Consider the following 15651-nt stretch of genomic DNA (forward strand, 5'->3'; position numbering starts at 1 on the left):
TTTCCAGAGCATGTTGCAGAAGCCAAGCACGGCATTGACTTGCAGCCCGTCGGATTTGCGATTGAGCGGCGGCAGGGCGTGGTAGGCGCGGAAAATATAGGAAGAGCCGTCAACCAGAAATACGTGGTCGCCTTTGGCTGGCGCTTTCACGGCTACGGGTTTCGGCGAGGCATTCTGGGATGTTTTCGGCATGGCCGAAATCTAAGGATTTTCGTCAGGATTGACAGCCCCGTGATCGGGTCACGCCGATTTTTTATCGTCTCGCGGATCAAGTCTGTTCCCAAAGCCGCGCGTCCCATGTGACTGCAGCCTTGCGAAAATTATTCGGCCGCTTGTATCGCGGCGCTGGGCTTTTTCGACCCGATCCAGAATGCGGCGGGCCGGTCGAACAGGAAATTTGCGCCGATTATTAGCGCTATGCGCCATAGCGCGAGTGCGCCTAAAACGCCGGCGATCGTGACGATCAGTCCGAGCGTGCCGACGTCATGGACCAGCCCCGTTCGTAACAGCAGGGTCCGCGTCGTCGCCATTGGCAGGAAGAAGGCGAGATAGATCACGATCGAATGCTCGCCGCAAAATCGTAAAAAGCCCAGCCACCCTGCGCGCGCCAGCAGCGTGGCAATCGTGATGATGGCGCAAGCACCCGAAAGGCCGAGCATCAGCGAGATCATCGGCCATTCGCTGTAGCCAAATGCAACCAGGCTGCCATTGATGATGGCCCAGAGCGCCAGCGCCGCAAGCGCAAGCACTGGGCGGGCCGTCGCACGATCCGAAAGCGCGAACACAGGATTTGCGAACAAAAAGCCGGAGTAGAAATACACGAAGCGGGCACAGAACTCGTCGATCACGGTCCAGCCGGTCGCGACATGCGCGCTCTCCAGCAACGCCGCAACAACCCAGATCAGCTCCGGCGGTATTTTGCGCGTCGATTTGGTCAGTGCGAAGAAGATCGGCAGCAGGTAAATGAACCACAACGTGCCGAACGGCTCGATGAATGATTCAAGATAGAGATATCCGGCGTGGCCCCAGCCAGCCTGACCGGCGAAATAAGGCGCCTTGAAACCGAACTGAATCGTGACCCACAGCACGTAAAAATAAGCGAAGTGCACCACCTTGCGATCGAGATAGGTGCGCCAGTCGCGATCGATGACCACAGAAAGGAACAGGCCGGAGATCAGAAAGAAATCCGGCATCCGGAACGGCTTTGCGAACGCCACCACCAGATGCATGAAGCCGGGCTCGCCGGTGGCCGCCTCCACGCCCAGTACCGAATGCATCATCACCACCATGACAATGCAGATGCCTTTGGCGTAATCGACCCACGCGACGCGCGCGGTCGCGGATTGCTCCGGCAGGGTGGAAAAGTCCGTGACTGCCGATGTGCCGTTTGGTGTCATCGCTGTCTCTTTTCGACGCGGGCCAGCCGTATCATCGGTGAGATGGGTTTCGTTCCCGTTTACCTGTTCAAGACGTATGCCGCTTTTACGAAGCTTCGGGTTTCCCCTCGGCAGTGAAATGCTTTAAGACCGCCCCAAAATTCAATCCCGACGGTTAACCATTATCGACAGGCTATTAAATGCGCATTGCCATGATTGGAACGGGCTATGTGGGGCTGGTTTCCGGCGCCTGCTTCGCTGATTTCGGCCACCAGGTTACTTGCGTCGACAAGGACGCCGACAAGGTCGCCGCGTTACGCCGCGGTGAGATTCCGATCTTCGAACCGGGGCTCGATGCGCTGGTGGCGTCGAATGTCAAAGCCGGGCGACTTGATTTCACTACCGATCTCGCCGGGCCGGTGTCTGAGGCCGACGCGGTGTTCATCGCGGTCGGTACCCCCTCGCGACGCGGCGATGGCCATGCCGATCTGACTTACGTTCACACCGCTGCGCGCGAGATCGCGAAGGTCCTTTCAGGCTTCACGGTCGTGGTCACCAAATCAACAGTGCCGGTCGGCACGGGCGATGAGGTCGAGCGGCTGATACGCGAGATGAATCCCGCCGCCGATGTCGTGGTCGCATCGAATCCGGAATTCTTGCGCGAAGGCGCGGCGATCCGCGACTTCAAATTTCCTGATCGGATTGTGGTCGGCACGTCGGACGAACGTGGGCGCAAAGTGCTCGGCGATATCTATCGGCCGCTATCGCTCAATCAGGCGCCGCTGATGTTCACCGCCCGGCGTACCGCGGAATTGATCAAATATGCCGCGAACGCGTTTCTCGCCACGAAGATCACTTTCATCAATGAGATGGCCGATCTCTCCGAGAAGGTCGGCGCTGATGTGCAGGAGGTCGCGCGCGGCATCGGTCTCGACAACCGGATCGGATCCAAATTCCTGCATGCCGGTCCCGGTTTCGGCGGATCTTGTTTCCCGAAAGATACCCGCGCGCTGGTCAAGATCGCGCTCGACCATGACGTACAGCTTCGAATCGTCGAGGCGGTGCTGGCGGTCAACGACAATCGCAAGCGAGCGATGGCACGCAAGGTGTCGAACGCGCTGGGCGGCAGCCTGCGCGGCAAGACGATCGCGGTGCTCGGTCTTACCTTCAAGCCCGACACTGATGACATGCGCGAGGCGCCGTCGCTTCCGTTGATTACCGGGCTACTCGATATGGGAGCCAAAGTCCGCGCTTACGATCCGGTCGGGTTGGAGCAGGCCCGTCGGGACCTGCCTGAAATCGAATGTTGCAAGGACGCCTATTCCTGTGCGACCGGGGCCGATGCCCTCGTGATCGTGACCGAATGGGTGCAGTTCCGCGCGCTCGACATGGACCGCTTGAAACGCGAAATGGCGCAGCCCGTGATCGTCGACTTGCGCAACATTTATCGGCCCGAGGACATGGCGGCGCTTGGCTTCAGCTACGAAAGCGTCGGTCGGGCGTCACAACCGCGAAACTGAACCTGGCTCGGCTGCGCATCGCCAGATTTTCAGTGATCGCCGCGCTTGCCGCGTTCATTCACGTCTTGTTTTCTCGGCTATGAAACGACGTGGATGCCCGGCATAACAGCCGCGACCTACTGGTGAGACTTTGCCCCGCAGTTTCGGCACACCTCTTCCGATCGACGCCGTACTCCCGGAGCTGGCGCGCGCGCTCGCCGGCAACAATGCCTCGGTATTGGTGGCTCCGCCCGGCGCGGGCAAGACCACGCGGGTACCGCTGGCGCTGCTCGATGAGCCGTGGCTTGACGGCGGCAAAATCATCGTGCTGGAGCCGCGGCGAATTGCGGCGCGCGCCAGCGCCGAGCGGATGGCGCAAACCTTGGGCGAGCGTGTCGGCGAGACGGTCGGCTATCGTGTTCGTTTCGGCTCCAAAATTTCGCGCGCTACGCGAATTGAAGTGGTCACCGAAGGGATATTTACGCGCCAGATTCTCGAAGATCCGGAACTGACCGGGATCGCGGCGGTGCTGTTTGATGAGTTTCACGAACGATCGCTCGATGCCGATCTGGGGTTGGCGTTGGCGCGTGACGCGCAGACCGGCTTGCGCGAGGATCTTCGCATTCTGGTGATGTCGGCAACGCTGGATGGTGCGCGAGTGGCGAAGCTGCTGGGCGATTCACCTGTGATCGCCAGCGAAGGCCGCGCCTTTCCAGTCGAAACGCGATACCTGGGCCGCAAAACGGATTCGCCACTCGAGCGGCAAATGGCGGATGCGATCGCGGTGGCGTTGCGCGCCGATCCTGGCTCGATATTGGCGTTTCTGCCGGGAGCGGCGGAGATTCGCCGCACCCAGAATTTGCTTGGCGAGAGAATCCGGGACGCGTCTGTGGAAATCGTTCCGCTCTTCGGGGCGCTGGAGTCCATCGTGCAGGATCGCGCCATCGCGCCGGCACCAATCGGGCACCGCAAGGTGGTGCTCGCGACATCGATCGCCGAAACATCGCTGACCATTGAGGGCGTTCGCATCGTTGTCGATTCCGGCATGGCGCGGGTGCCCCGTTACGAGCCCGATATCGGCTTGACGCGGCTCGAAACCGTGCGCGCCTCGCGCGCGGCCGTCGATCAGCGCCGCGGCCGTGCTGGTCGTACCGAACCTGGCGTCTGCTACCGGCTGTGGGATGAGCCGCAGACCGCTTCGCTTGCGCCCTATACGCAGCCGGAGATACTGAGCGCCGATCTGTCCTCGCTGGTGCTGGATCTCGCGCAATGGGGCGTCAGCGATCCCGCAACGCTAGCTTTTCTGGATTCGCCGCCATCGGCGGCGATGAATGAGGCCCGAACTCTGCTGCGCGAATTAGGCGCGCTGGATCGGGACGGCCGGATCACGCGGGAAGGCAAGAGCCTTCGCGCGCTGGCGCTGCCGCCGAGGCTTGCTCGGATGATCGTTGACTCACACCGGCTCGGTGCTGGCCGTGAGGCAGCCGAAATTGCAGCGGTGCTGACCGAGCGCGGGCTCGGCGGTGACAACGTCGATCTCGATGCCAGGCTCGACGGCTTCCGCCGCGACCGCTCGCAACGGGCCAGCAGCGCGCGCGCTCTCGCCCAGCGCTGGTCTTCGCAGGTGGCGGCAAGTGAAAAGGCGCTCAATGATTCTGCGGAAGGGGCGTCGAAAGCAACTGAGCTACCCTCCACTGGAATCATACTCGCATTCGCATTTCCCGATCGCGTCGCTCGCAATCGGGGAAACGGCAGCTTTGTGCTCGCGAATGGTCGCGGGGCTAACGTTGATCAAGCATCGGCGCTTGCGCGCGCGCCGTACATCTCGGTCGCCGAACTCATGGGGTCGGCAGCTCAGGGGCGTATCCTGCTGGGTGCACCTGTCACTCAGGAGGAGATAGAGCATCATTTCGCCGATCAGATCGAGAGCGTGGACGAAATCGCGTTCGATCGCGAAGCGATGGCGGTTCGCGCGCGCCGAAAGAGGAGACTGCACGCGGTCACGCTGTTGGAAGCCCCGCTGCCAGTGCAGCCCTCGGCCGATACCGCGCGCCTGCTCGCGAACGGCCTGATCGCTGCCGGGCTGGACAGATTGCCATGGTCCAAGGGCCTGAAGCAGTGGCGCGATAGGGTCATGTTCCTGCGCAAGGCCGAGGGCGAGCCTTGGCCTGATTTGAGCGAGGCCGCGCTCGCCGACCACCAGGAGGCATGGCTGGTGCCGGCGCTGTTTGACAAAACCGCCCTAAGGGAATTCTCGGCGGACGATCTGTCGAAGGCGCTGATGACACTGCTGCCATGGGAATTGCGGACGCGGCTGGAGCGTGAGGCGCCGACCCATTTCGAAGCGCCAACGGGGACTCTGCTCGCCATCGATTACGAGTCTGAACAAGGACCGACGATTGCGGTCCGGCTGCAGGAGCTGTTCGGACTCAACACCCATCCCTCGATCGCGAACGGCGCTATCCCGCTGGTGCTTGAACTGCTCTCACCGGCGCAGCGGCCGGTGCAGGTAACACGCGACCTGCCCGGCTTCTGGCGGGGCAGCTACGCGGCCGTGCGATCCGATTTGCGCGGGCGTTATCCACGTCATCCCTGGCCGGAAGATCCGGGCAACGCAATACCTACCCGCCGCGTGAAACCGCGCGGCACGTGATTGTCAGGCGCGGTTCGCGCGCAGCCAGATGGGGTACAAATACCACAGCAGCAACATCGCGAGCAGCAAGGCGACGCTTGCCGCAATGCTCAGCGCGATGGCATGGGTGATCTTAAGAAACACCACATAGACGTCAGCGGAGATACCGAGCGCCAGCGGCAGCGACGCGGCGATAATGAAACCCGAACCGAGGCGCAAAAAGGTTTCCGAGTCGTTGCCGCCGAAGGCCTCCCGATGCAGCGCCGCCGGCGTCATCAGCAAAATCATGGCAATGGCGACCAAGCATAGTCCTGCCGCATGCATGATTTTGGCGTCAAATGGCAACTCGTCGAATGCGTGGGTCAGCATGGCTATCAGTTGAAATCCGAGGAGGGCCTGACAACCGGGAATGATGACGCGGGCTTCAGTCAGCATCTGTTCGATTTTTGTCGACAGGGGTGTTGGTGCGATCTCTTCCATGAGCTGCCTCCCGCGCTTTCCGATCAGCCAAGCGAAGCCGAACCAGAAAAATCCTGTCAATGCAGCGCTGACGGCACCTGCCGTGGCGCCTGCAACCTCGCCAAAAATACGTTCGAATACGATAAACATCGCCAGTCCCAGACTGGCCAGGAACGATACAAGGCCCCACTCCGCCAAGCTGGTGGTAGCCTCTTCAAGCCGGGCGGTCGACTGACCGTTCTCTACGATTCGATGCTGCATCGAGGGGGCAATGAGGCATCCGAGCGACAGCACCATCAGCGCAAGTGCGGCACAGACCAGATATTGCGAGAACCGGGAGAGCGTCTCAAACGCGTTCTGAAACACGCTTTCGAGCAGGAACCCGAACAGCACTTGGGACCCAAGCAACAGCAGGCGCGTTTCGTCCAGCGCCGTCTTTATTCTGCGGTCCAGCTTCACAATGTAACCGTCTTGTTCGCGGACGCCCCCCGGGCCGGGCCGAATGGCAATCATCGAATTCGTCTCGAAGGTGAACTCTTTCGAGGCTCGCGCGTTCCGTTTCTGGAACCTACAAACCGGCGAGACGAATGAGTGGTGCGTATATTTTCGACGTCGAGGGCACCCTGGTCGACTGCGTTGCAGCGAACCTGAAGTGCTGGGACGAAACTCTCCGCAGCTTCGGCATTTCGGCACCATCAAAGCAGTTGCGATTACTTTCTGGGATGGACGGCGACGAGATGGTGGCGACGCTTGCGCCAACGCTGGACAAGCGGGCTCGCGAGAAGATCCTGAGCACGCAAGGTGAGCGCTACCGCGTGCATTATCTGCCGGGGGTCCGACCCTTTACCGGCCTGCGCAAAGCCTTCACGGCGATCAAGGCGCGAGGAGGACGGATCGCGCTCGCCACCGATTGTCAGTCCGATGAGCTTGAGCACTATCGCGGCTTGATGAATGTGGATGACTTGATCGACGCGGTCGCCTGCGGTGATGAGGTCTCCAAAGGAAAGCCCGATCCGGCGCTCGTGGAGCTTGCTCTCAATCATCTTGGCGGCACGCCTGCCATGTTGGCGACCATGGTCGGGGACACGCCTTTTGATGCAAAAGCAGCGCGTCGTGCCGGCGCAACCGCTTGGGGCACCCTCGGCGGCTGCCATCCGAGATCATCGCTGCTCCGGGCTGGCTGCTCCATAGTGATGTCGTCGGTCGGCGACATCGGACGATTTCTCAATCGCCAAAAGCCGAAGGCAACACCGGTTTCAGCGCATCGGGGTTGAGTAGTCGCTCGCGGCATTTCCAATCATCGGCGCTCGTTAACGCTTCGCTCATCCTTTTCGTCAAAATGGCCACCTTCGTCGCCGCTTTCAGTCGCCGGTCGGCAGCGGACGTGATGATATTGCTGACCTGATCGGATGTGGCCTAATGCGTAACCTGATGATCTTTGCCGCTGCCATGATTTGCCTTGGCACCATGATGGCGCAGATGGCGGACAAGATGACGGCGAACCCGCCGGCGCTCGCTAGTACGGTTACGCGAAGCGCAGGTCCCGCCCAAACCGTGGGCTACGCGGGATCCCGCAGCATCAGCATCCCGCGGGATTTTCGGGGCCATTTCCTCACTGACGGTCGGATCGAGGGACAGAGGATCGGCTTCATGGTCGATACCGGGGCATCGGTGGTTGCCTTGAACGAAACCTCCGCCGCCCGTTTCGGGCTTCGGCCGTCGCGCGGCGACTACAACGCCACCGTCACTACCGCGAATGGTACTGTCAAGGCGGCGCGGGCGCGGATCGCGATGCTCGACGTCGGCGGTCTTGTGGTGCGGGATGTCGATGCCATGGTGCTGCCGGACGGGGCACTGTCCGAGAACCTGTTGGGGCTGTCGTTCCTGTCGAAGTTGAAACGCTTCGAATATGCGAACGGGCAGATGCTGCTGGAGCAGTAGAGCTTCGCGCGCCTTAAATTAACGCTCAGAAAAACGGCGTTCACGCCTTCCACTAAGCCTGCGCATTCGCTATGGCTGCGCTTCTTCCGCTCAATCACCCAAGGCTGTTGAATGTTTCCGAAACCGAAATCCGCGCTGGTTCCGAACACTTACGCCTACGAATCCGAGCCGATGGTGAAGGCGACGGGCTTTCGCGAATATGACGCGCGCTGGCTGTTCGGCAAGGAGATCAACTTAATGGGCGTTCAGGCGCTGGGAATGGGCCTGGGCGTCCTGATCGCCGAACTTGGCGTCAAGCAGGAAGTGGTTACGGGACACGATTTCCGCGGCTATTCAGCCTCAATCAAATACGCGCTGATTTCGGGCCTGCTCGCCGCCGGCTGCAAGGTTCACGACATCGGCCTTTGCATGACGCCGATGGCGTATTTCGCCCAATTCGATCTCGACGTGCCTTGCGTGGCCATGGTGACCGCGTCCCACAATGATAACGGCTGGACCGGCGTCAAGATGGGTGCCAATCGGCCACTCACTTTCGGGCCCGACGAGATGTCCCGTTTGAAGCAGATCGTGCTCGATGCCGATTTCAGCAACAGGGTGGGTGGCTCATATCAGTTTCACGAAAATTTTCCCGCGCGCTACATCGCCGACCTCACCAAGCATCCTCGGTTGAAGCGCAGGCTGAAAGTCGTGATCGCCTGCGGTAATGGCACCGCGGGGGCGTTTGCGCCGCAGGTCATGGAAGCGATTGGCTGCGAGGTGGTGCGCCTTGATACCGAACTGGATCATACTTTTCCGAAATACAACCCCAATCCCGAAGACATGGAAATGCTGCATGCCATTCGCGATGCGGTGCTCCAGCACAAAGCCGATGTCGGGCTCGGCTTTGATGGCGATGGCGACCGCTGTGGCGTTGTCGACAACACCGGTGAGGAGATTTTCGCAGATAAGGTCGGCGTGATGCTCGCCCGCGATATGTCGGCCATCACCAAGGACGCGAAGTTCGTGGTCGATGTGAAATCGACCGGTCTGTTTGTCAGCGATCCCGTGTTGCAAAGGCAGGGGGCGACCACGACCTACTGGAAGACCGGTCATTCCTACATGAAGCGCCGCACCAACGAACTTGGCGCGCTTGCGGGATTCGAGAAATCCGGGCACTTCTTCTTCAACAAGCCGATCGGCAGGGGCTATGACGACGGGCTGGTGTCTGCGATCGCGATCTGCGAAATGCTCGACCGCGCGGCCGGCAAGTCGATGGCAGATTTGAACAGTGCCCTGCCGAAAACCTGGTCGTCACCGACGATGTCGCCGCACTGCGCCGACGAAGCCAAATACGGCGTGGTCGAACGCGTCGTGAAACACTTCGAGGCGATGCAAAAGAACAGCGGGAAAGTCGCGGGACAGAAGATCCGCGATCTCGTGACCGTCAACGGGGTACGTGTCACAGTTGAGGACGGCAGTTGGGGGCTGGTGCGGGCGTCCTCCAACAAACCGGAGCTGGTCGTCGTCGTTGAAAGTCCCGTGAGCGAGCAGCGGATGCGCGACATGTTCGAGGCGATGGATTCGGTGTTACGCACCCATCCCGAGGTCGGCGACTACAACCAGAGGATCTGAGCGGCGCGCGTAGCCGCTGCGCTTCGCCCGTCCAATCAAGCGGCGGCCGGAATCGGCAGTGCGGTGACCGATTTGATCTTCTCCATCGCAAAACGCGAGGTAACATTCTTCAGCGCGACCGCGCCGATCAGCTTCTTGTAGAACACGTCGTAGCTCTGCATGTCCGCAACCACCACGCGGAGCATGTAATCGACGTCCCCCGCCATGCGGTAGAATTCCATCACCTCGGGCATGGCACTGACGGCCTCGGCGAATTTGCGGAGCCAGGCTTCGGAATGATCGGCACTCTCGACCGAAACGAAAACGGTTATTCCAAGCCCGATCTTGTTCTGATCAACCAGGGCGACCCGGCGCAGGATGACGCCGTCGGCCTCGAGCCGCTGGATCCGCTTCCAGCAAGGCGTTGATGAAAGTCCGACCCGGTCTCCGATCTCGGCAACCGAGAGAGAGGCGTCTTCCTGGAGCACCGCCAGGATCTTGCGGTCGATGGCATCGAGACGACGATTGGGCTCCGGCAGGTGGACGGCGAGTTCGGCCATGTCAGGAACTTTCTTCCATTTACGAGGTCAATTACGTTCGTATATAGAAAAATCTTCCAAGACAAGCCTTTTTTACCGTTCCACCGTGCTCTCCGCGTGGCCGTGTCCCAAAAGGGCTTCAACTTCAGCTCGTTGCGGAGCTGCGAAAGCACCGCCGAAGCGGGTGCATTTCAGCGCGGCGGCCGCGGAAGCGAACCGCAATGCATTTGGGATATCCTGCTTTTCGGTAATGGCGAGCGCGAACGCGCCATGGAATACGTCGCCGGCACCTAGCGTATCCACGGTGTGCACCGGGAAAGCGGGGGTCTGCCGCAGCTTGTGCTCTTCGTCGAGCCAGAGGGTCCCTTGGGCTCCGCGCGTTCCCGCCAGGAAAGAAGGCGTCAGCTTCGCGATCTTCTTCAGCGCCTCTGCGTCATCGGCAACTCCTGCTGTGGCCTGCAGTGCCTCGCTGGAAAACACCAGATGTGAGGACGCCGTGAGCAGACCCTCGCGCAGCGACATGGTGCGGTCGACATCGACAATCACGGGAATTCCGCGGTTGCGGGCTTCGACGCAGAGCTCCGTGCAGAACTCGGCGCAGCGATTTTCGGTCAGAATCGCATGACAATCATCGAGCAGGATTTCCGGTTCAGGCAGGTGAACCTTCCATAATTGTGGATCGCGGAAAGTCACGATGGTCCGCTCGCCGCTCGGGTCGATCATGATGTTTGAAATCGGGGTCACGAGACCAGGCATATGCACGATGTGCTTCGTCTCGATACCTTCCTCGCCAAGCTTGTCGAAAATGTACCGGCTTGAGACTTCGCTGGCGTCACCCATCGGACCGCAGACCGATGCACGCCCGCCAAGCCGTGCGATCCCGATCGCCGCATTCAGCGCGTTGCCGCCACTTATTTCGTCGAAATGCGTGGCGTTGACCTTGAACCCCCGCTCAGGCAATTCCTGGATGCGGAAAGTCAAATCGCGCACTGGCATGCCGATGCAGAGAATGCGTGGACGGTTTTTTGGAGCAGCGGTCTGAACGTTCATCAACGCTCCATCAATTCGTGCCATTCGCGCGAGCAACTGATGCCGCCGGTTAATCGACCAGCGATCTCTGGGTTCCAGCTATGCGCGGCTTCCCAACTCGATTTGCAGCCAACGCCCGACCAAATGATGGGCAATCGCAAATGGATGCGGCCCGGCGAGACCGTCTGGATGTTGTCGTTTCAGCATCAGCGTCGCCTCGGCGCGGTCGAACCACCGCGCGTCTTCCAGTTCCGCGCGGTCGATGACGATATCTTCATTGATTGCACGCGCGGTGCAGCCGATCATCAGGGAGGACGGATAAGGCCAAGGTTGGGTCATGTAGTAATTAACGTCGGTGCAGCGAATTCCGGATTCCTCGAAGATCTCTCGCCGTACCGCGTCCTCGATAGTTTCGGCGGCTTCGACGAATCCGGCGAGGCAAGAATACATGCCGGGAAGAAACTGCTTTTGACGCCCAAGTAAAATCTTGTCGCCTGACGTCACCAGCATGATCACGACAGGGTCGGTGCGCGGAAAATGCTCGGCCTTGCAATTCGGGCAATCGCGTTTCCAGCCTCCTTCCTTCATCGCGGTGCGGGTTCCGCAATTGGCGCAGTAGCCGTGGCGCTGATGCCAATTCACTAGCGATTTCGCCATCGCGATGGCGGAAAGCTGATTGGGCGGCACCGCGCCCTGCATAGCCAGGCCGCGCAGTTCACTGACTGCCACGTCGTTGCGTGGCAGCAGGCTTTCCACAGCCGGCGCCGAGATTCCCATGCCGAACACCGCGGCGCCGTCGCGCAATCCGAGAAAGATAGTGCCGGGGTTGGCGCCGAATTTCAGAGCTTCATCGATGCCGAGCAGGGCGCGAGGACCATCTGCCTCCTGCGCCAGCACGAGCGAGTCTCGATATACCACATAGGCGCGAGTATCACGGTGGCTTTCGAGCGCCATCAACTTTGCGTCGTCGCATCGCAAATATGCCGCGCGATCCAGAATATCGGAGACAAACGCGGGTTTCCCCAAGGGGAACGAATCGAATGCTGTCATTTCCTAACCCAACCAAATTTTGCGGCGAAGTGCGCTGATGAAATTCTGGACTTCCTCGGCGTCATGGGCCAGCGGCGGCATCACGCCCCAAACCGGACGTGGCCAGGCGACATCGCCGGAGCGGCGCGCAATGACGTGTACGTGAAGTTGCGGCACCAGATTGCCGAGCGCGGCGATGTTCAGCTTGTCGCATTTGGTGATCTCTTTGAGCGCGCGGGCGGTACGACTGATCTCGGTCATCAGCTGCGCCTGCTCGACTTCGTCCAGGTCGATGATCTCGACCGCGCCTTCGCGACGGGGGACCAGCAACAGCCAGGGATAATGCGCATCCTTGATGACCAGCACGCGGCATAGCGGCAGGTCGCCAATGTCGATGGTGTCTTTTTTGAGCTGTGAATGGAGCGACCAGGCGGGAGCATCAGCAGGCATGTCGGCAGGTAAAGCCTTTCCGTGTTGCCGCACAAGTCCTGCAAAGCCGCCCGCGTCCCGCTTGCTTTCCGAAGCTTTTAGCCCCAAATAGTGCCCGGGAGATTGGCGGTGGACGAGCCACTCGCCAACCGGGTCAGGTCCGGAAGGAAGCAGCCCTAACGAGGTCCGGATCGGGTCGCTCGTCAGTCTCCTACCTGTTTTTCGAGCAAATCGCGCGAGATGAGCGATCTCCCGTCCTGCGCTGGAATTTGTTCCCGTTCCGCAAGCCGGCTTCGAGAGACAACCAAGTGCGGATCGATCGATGACCGACGGTGGTGCTTCTTCAATGCCTCCCAATGATGCCGAAAGGGCGCCTCACGGCGGCTTTGAACTCGGCCGTTCGCCCGAGATCAGCAAGCATTATCGAGTGCTGGCGCGCAAATACCGCCCGTCCACTTTCGACGACCTGATTGGCCAGGATGCCGTGGTGCGGACGGTTTCGAACGCGTTCGAAACCGGGCGTATTCCGCAAGCATGGATTCTCACCGGCGTGCGCGGGGTTGGAAAAACCACCACCGCGCGGATTCTCGCCCGTGCGCTGAACTACGAGTTGCCGGATGGTTCAGTTACCGGACCAACCATCCACATGCCGTTGCCGGGCGTGCATTGCCAGGCGATCATGGAAAGCCGGCACATGGACGTCCTGGAAATGGATGCCGCTTCCCACACCGGCGTCGATGACGTGCGCCAGATCAACGACAGCGTGCGCTACGCGCCGGCGAGCGCGCGCTACAAGGTCTACATCATCGACGAAGTCCACATGCTCTCGACCGCGGCGTTCAACGCCTTCCTGAAAACGCTCGAAGAGCCGCCCGAGCATGCCAAGTTCGTTTTCGCCACCACGGAAATCCGCAAAGTTCCGGTGACGGTGCTGTCGCGTTGCCAGCGGTTTGATTTGCGGCGCGTCGAGGCCGACGTGCTGATGGCGCATCTCTTCAACATCGCGGCCAAGGAAAACGTCGACGTCGAACCGGAGGCGCTCGGCATTATCGCCCGAGCGGCTGAAGGCTCAGTGAGGGACTCGCTATCGCTGTTCGACCAGGCTATCGCGCACGCGGCAGGCGCGGTCCGCGCCGATGCGGTGCGGCAGATGCTTGGCCTCGCCGATCGCACCCGGGTGATCGATTTGTTCGAGTCGCTGGCTCGCGGCGACATCGCCGGCGCGTTTCGGGAGTTTCGCGAGCAGTATGACACCGGTGCCGATCCGATCGTGGTGCTCTCCGACCTCGCCGAATTCGTCAACTTCGTAACCCGCATCAAGATCGTGCCGGCGACCGCCGATAATGTCGCATTCGGCGAGACCGAACGCCTGCGCGGCCGCGAGTTTGCCGCGAAACTTTCGATCCGGGTGCTGTCGCGGATGTGGCAGATGCTGCTCAAGGGGATCGCCGAGGCACAAGCCGCGACCCGGCCGGCGGCCGCGGCGGAAATGGTGCTCGTGCGCATCGCCTATGTCGCCGATATGCCGACGCCGGATGAAGCGATCCGGTTGATCGAACAGAACGGTGGCGTGGCGTCGCTGGCTGGCGGCAGTGCTGCACCCCGTAACAGTCAGACACCGACGATGTCAGCTACTCAAACCATGCCGGCGCGGGCAAGCGCGGGGCCACGCAACAATGCGGAGGCATCGGTGCGCCCGCAGATCGTAGCGCCATCGCCGGATGCGCAGGCCGCGCCAACAGCCCTGAGGATTGCAAGCTTTCCCGAACTGGTGGCGCTGGCAGGCGATAAACGCGACCTGCTGACAAAAGCCGCGCTCGAAGCCGATGTCCGTCTGGTCCGAATCGAAGACGGCCGGCTCGAGGTTGCGCTGGAGCGCAGCGCGGCCCGGACGCTCATCAACGATTTGTCGCGCAAGCTGGAGCAATGGACCGGGCGACGCTGGACTGTGATCGTATCCAATGAAGCCGGCCGGCCGACGCTCCGCTCGCAAAGCGAAGTCGCCCGCAATCAGCGCGAGCGTGCCGCCGAGGCCGATCCGCGCGTGCAAGAAGTGCTGGCGCGATTTCCCGGCGCCAAGGTGGTGGAGGTTCGCAAGCTTGCCGCGGAGCCGCCGGAATCCGATGCTATCGGCGAAGATGCCGCCGAGAGCTCTGATGACGTTTAGCGGCAGATGAGGAAGACACATGGCTGATTTTCTCGGCATGATGAAGCAGGCGGCGCAACTGCAGTCGAAAATGCAGGAGATGCAGGAACAACTTGCCCATGTCGAGGTCGAGGGCATTTCCGGTGGCGGCCTCGTCAGCGTGCGCATGACGGCAAAAATGGAAGTGAAGGCGGTGAACATCGATCCGTCGCTGATGAAGCTGGAAGAGCGCGAAGTGCTTCAGGACCTGGTCGCAACCGCGCACAATGATGCGCGGCGCAAGGCGGAAGCTGCGATGCAGGAAAAGATGCAGGCGCTGACGGGCGGACTTGGGCTGCCACCGGGACTGGGCCTCACCTGAAATGGCCGCTGCGGTTGCCGGCCCTGAAATCGAACGCCTGGTCCAGCTATTGGCGCGCCTGCCGGGGCTTGGCCCGCGTTCGGCGCGCAGAGCGGCGCTGCATCTGATCAAGAAGCGCGAAGCCTTGATGACGCCGCTCGCCGGCGCGCTTCAGGTGGCGATCGAAAAGATCCAGATCTGTAAGAATTGCGGCAATATCGACACCCAGAATCCCTGCACTGTTTGCACCGATACCCGGCGCGACCAGTCCATCATCGTCGTGGTCGCGGATGTCGCCGATCTGTGGGCCTTGGAACGCGCGCATGCGACCAACGGACTTTATCATGTGCTGGGCGCGACGCTGTCGCCGCTGGACGGTGTCGGTCCACAAGATCTGACGATCGATGCGCTGGTCGCGCGCGCGCATGATCCGCGCGTGACGGAAATCATTCTTGCCTTGAATGCGACCGTCGATGGTCAAACCACGGCGCACTACATTACCGACTTGCTGCAGGAAGCCGGCGTCAAGGTGACACGGCTCGCGCATGGCGTGCCGGTCGGGGGCGAACTCGATTACCTCGATGAAGGCACCCTGTCGGCGGCGATGCGGCAGCGAACACTGTTTTAGCGAAAAATACGGGA

The 15651-nt window shown here is 61.0% G+C and carries 15 protein-coding genes and 1 other RNA gene; 9 read left to right on the forward strand and 7 right to left on the reverse strand.

Annotated elements, in window-relative coordinates; all coding sequences use genetic code 11:
• The coding region (locus tag VJV58_RS08140) for a hypothetical protein (protein ID WP_324136831.1) at positions 1-192 on the reverse strand (192 nt) is incomplete at its 3' end.
• Between the two features lie 128 nt (positions 193-320).
• Complete coding sequence (locus tag VJV58_RS08145) at positions 321-1397, reverse strand: acyltransferase family protein (RefSeq protein ID WP_324136832.1); 1077 nt, start codon at positions 1395-1397, stop codon at positions 321-323.
• A gap of 179 nt (positions 1398-1576) precedes the next feature.
• On the opposite strand from VJV58_RS08145, the gene VJV58_RS08150 reads away from it, so the two are divergent.
• Positions 1577-2896: a UDP-glucose/GDP-mannose dehydrogenase family protein gene (locus tag VJV58_RS08150; protein WP_324136833.1), complete on the forward strand. Its 1320-nt coding sequence runs from the start codon at positions 1577-1579 to the stop codon at positions 2894-2896.
• Positions 2897-3026: 130 nt separating this feature from the next.
• Positions 3027-5528, forward strand: a complete 2502-nt coding sequence (gene hrpB / locus VJV58_RS08155) for an ATP-dependent helicase HrpB (protein WP_324136834.1) — start codon at positions 3027-3029, stop codon at positions 5526-5528.
• 3 nt (positions 5529-5531) lie between these two features.
• On the opposite strand, the gene VJV58_RS08160 is transcribed toward hrpB, so the two are convergent.
• Entirely contained in the window at positions 5532-6662 is a 1131-nt protein-coding gene (locus tag VJV58_RS08160; RefSeq protein ID WP_324136835.1) for a DUF6328 family protein, read from the reverse strand.
• On the opposite strand from VJV58_RS08160, the gene VJV58_RS08165 reads away from it, so the two are divergent.
• From VJV58_RS08165 to VJV58_RS08175, 3 genes are all read left to right on the forward strand, one after another.
• Positions 6554-7240: an HAD family hydrolase gene (locus tag VJV58_RS08165; RefSeq protein ID WP_324136836.1), complete on the forward strand. Its 687-nt coding sequence runs from the start codon at positions 6554-6556 to the stop codon at positions 7238-7240. The two genes, VJV58_RS08160 and VJV58_RS08165, sit on opposite strands and share 109 nt — an antisense overlap.
• Before the next feature lie 145 nt (positions 7241-7385).
• The gene (locus VJV58_RS08170; RefSeq protein ID WP_324136837.1) at positions 7386-7907 is read left to right on the forward strand and encodes a TIGR02281 family clan AA aspartic protease; all 522 of its coding nucleotides are present in this window, start codon (positions 7386-7388) and stop codon (positions 7905-7907) included.
• A gap of 111 nt (positions 7908-8018) precedes the next feature.
• Entirely contained in the window at positions 8019-9518 is a 1500-nt protein-coding gene (locus tag VJV58_RS08175) for a phosphomannomutase/phosphoglucomutase (RefSeq protein WP_324136838.1), read from the forward strand.
• 35 nt (positions 9519-9553) lie between these two features.
• Here the strand turns inward: VJV58_RS08175 and VJV58_RS08180 are convergent, their stop codons facing one another.
• From VJV58_RS08180 to VJV58_RS08195, 4 genes are all read right to left on the reverse strand, one after another.
• Complete coding sequence (locus VJV58_RS08180; RefSeq protein WP_324136839.1) at positions 9554-10057, reverse strand: Lrp/AsnC family transcriptional regulator; 504 nt, start codon at positions 10055-10057, stop codon at positions 9554-9556.
• A 72-nt stretch (positions 10058-10129) separates the two neighbouring features.
• A complete protein-coding gene (locus VJV58_RS08185; protein ID WP_324136840.1) occupies positions 10130-11086 on the reverse strand; it encodes a sugar kinase in 957 nt (318 codons plus the stop codon).
• 78 nt (positions 11087-11164) lie between these two features.
• Positions 11165-12115, reverse strand: coding sequence for an NAD(+) diphosphatase (gene nudC, locus VJV58_RS08190; protein ID WP_324136841.1), 951 nt, complete (start codon positions 12113-12115; stop codon positions 11165-11167).
• Between the two features lie 3 nt (positions 12116-12118).
• Complete coding sequence (locus VJV58_RS08195) at positions 12119-12544, reverse strand: HIT family protein (RefSeq protein ID WP_324136842.1); 426 nt, start codon at positions 12542-12544, stop codon at positions 12119-12121.
• Positions 12545-12641: 97 nt separating this feature from the next.
• Here VJV58_RS08195 and ffs point away from each other — a divergent pair.
• The 4 genes from ffs to recR all read left to right on the forward strand — a co-directional run bounded on the left by ffs (position 12642) and on the right by recR (position 15637).
• Positions 12642-12738, forward strand: an RNA gene (gene ffs / locus VJV58_RS08200) — signal recognition particle sRNA small type.
• A gap of 107 nt (positions 12739-12845) precedes the next feature.
• The gene (locus VJV58_RS08205; RefSeq protein WP_324136843.1) at positions 12846-14690 is read left to right on the forward strand and encodes a DNA polymerase III subunit gamma/tau; all 1845 of its coding nucleotides are present in this window, start codon (positions 12846-12848) and stop codon (positions 14688-14690) included.
• A gap of 19 nt (positions 14691-14709) precedes the next feature.
• Positions 14710-15030, forward strand: coding sequence for a YbaB/EbfC family nucleoid-associated protein (locus VJV58_RS08210; RefSeq protein WP_324136844.1), 321 nt, complete (start codon positions 14710-14712; stop codon positions 15028-15030).
• 1 nt (position 15031) lies between these two features.
• The gene (gene recR / locus VJV58_RS08215; protein ID WP_324136845.1) at positions 15032-15637 is read left to right on the forward strand and encodes a recombination mediator RecR; all 606 of its coding nucleotides are present in this window, start codon (positions 15032-15034) and stop codon (positions 15635-15637) included.
• The last annotated feature ends 14 nt before the right edge of the window (positions 15638-15651 follow it).

The sequence above is a fragment of the Bradyrhizobium sp. genome, assembly GCF_035273305.1.
Classification (GTDB): domain Bacteria; phylum Pseudomonadota; class Alphaproteobacteria; order Rhizobiales; family Xanthobacteraceae; genus Bradyrhizobium.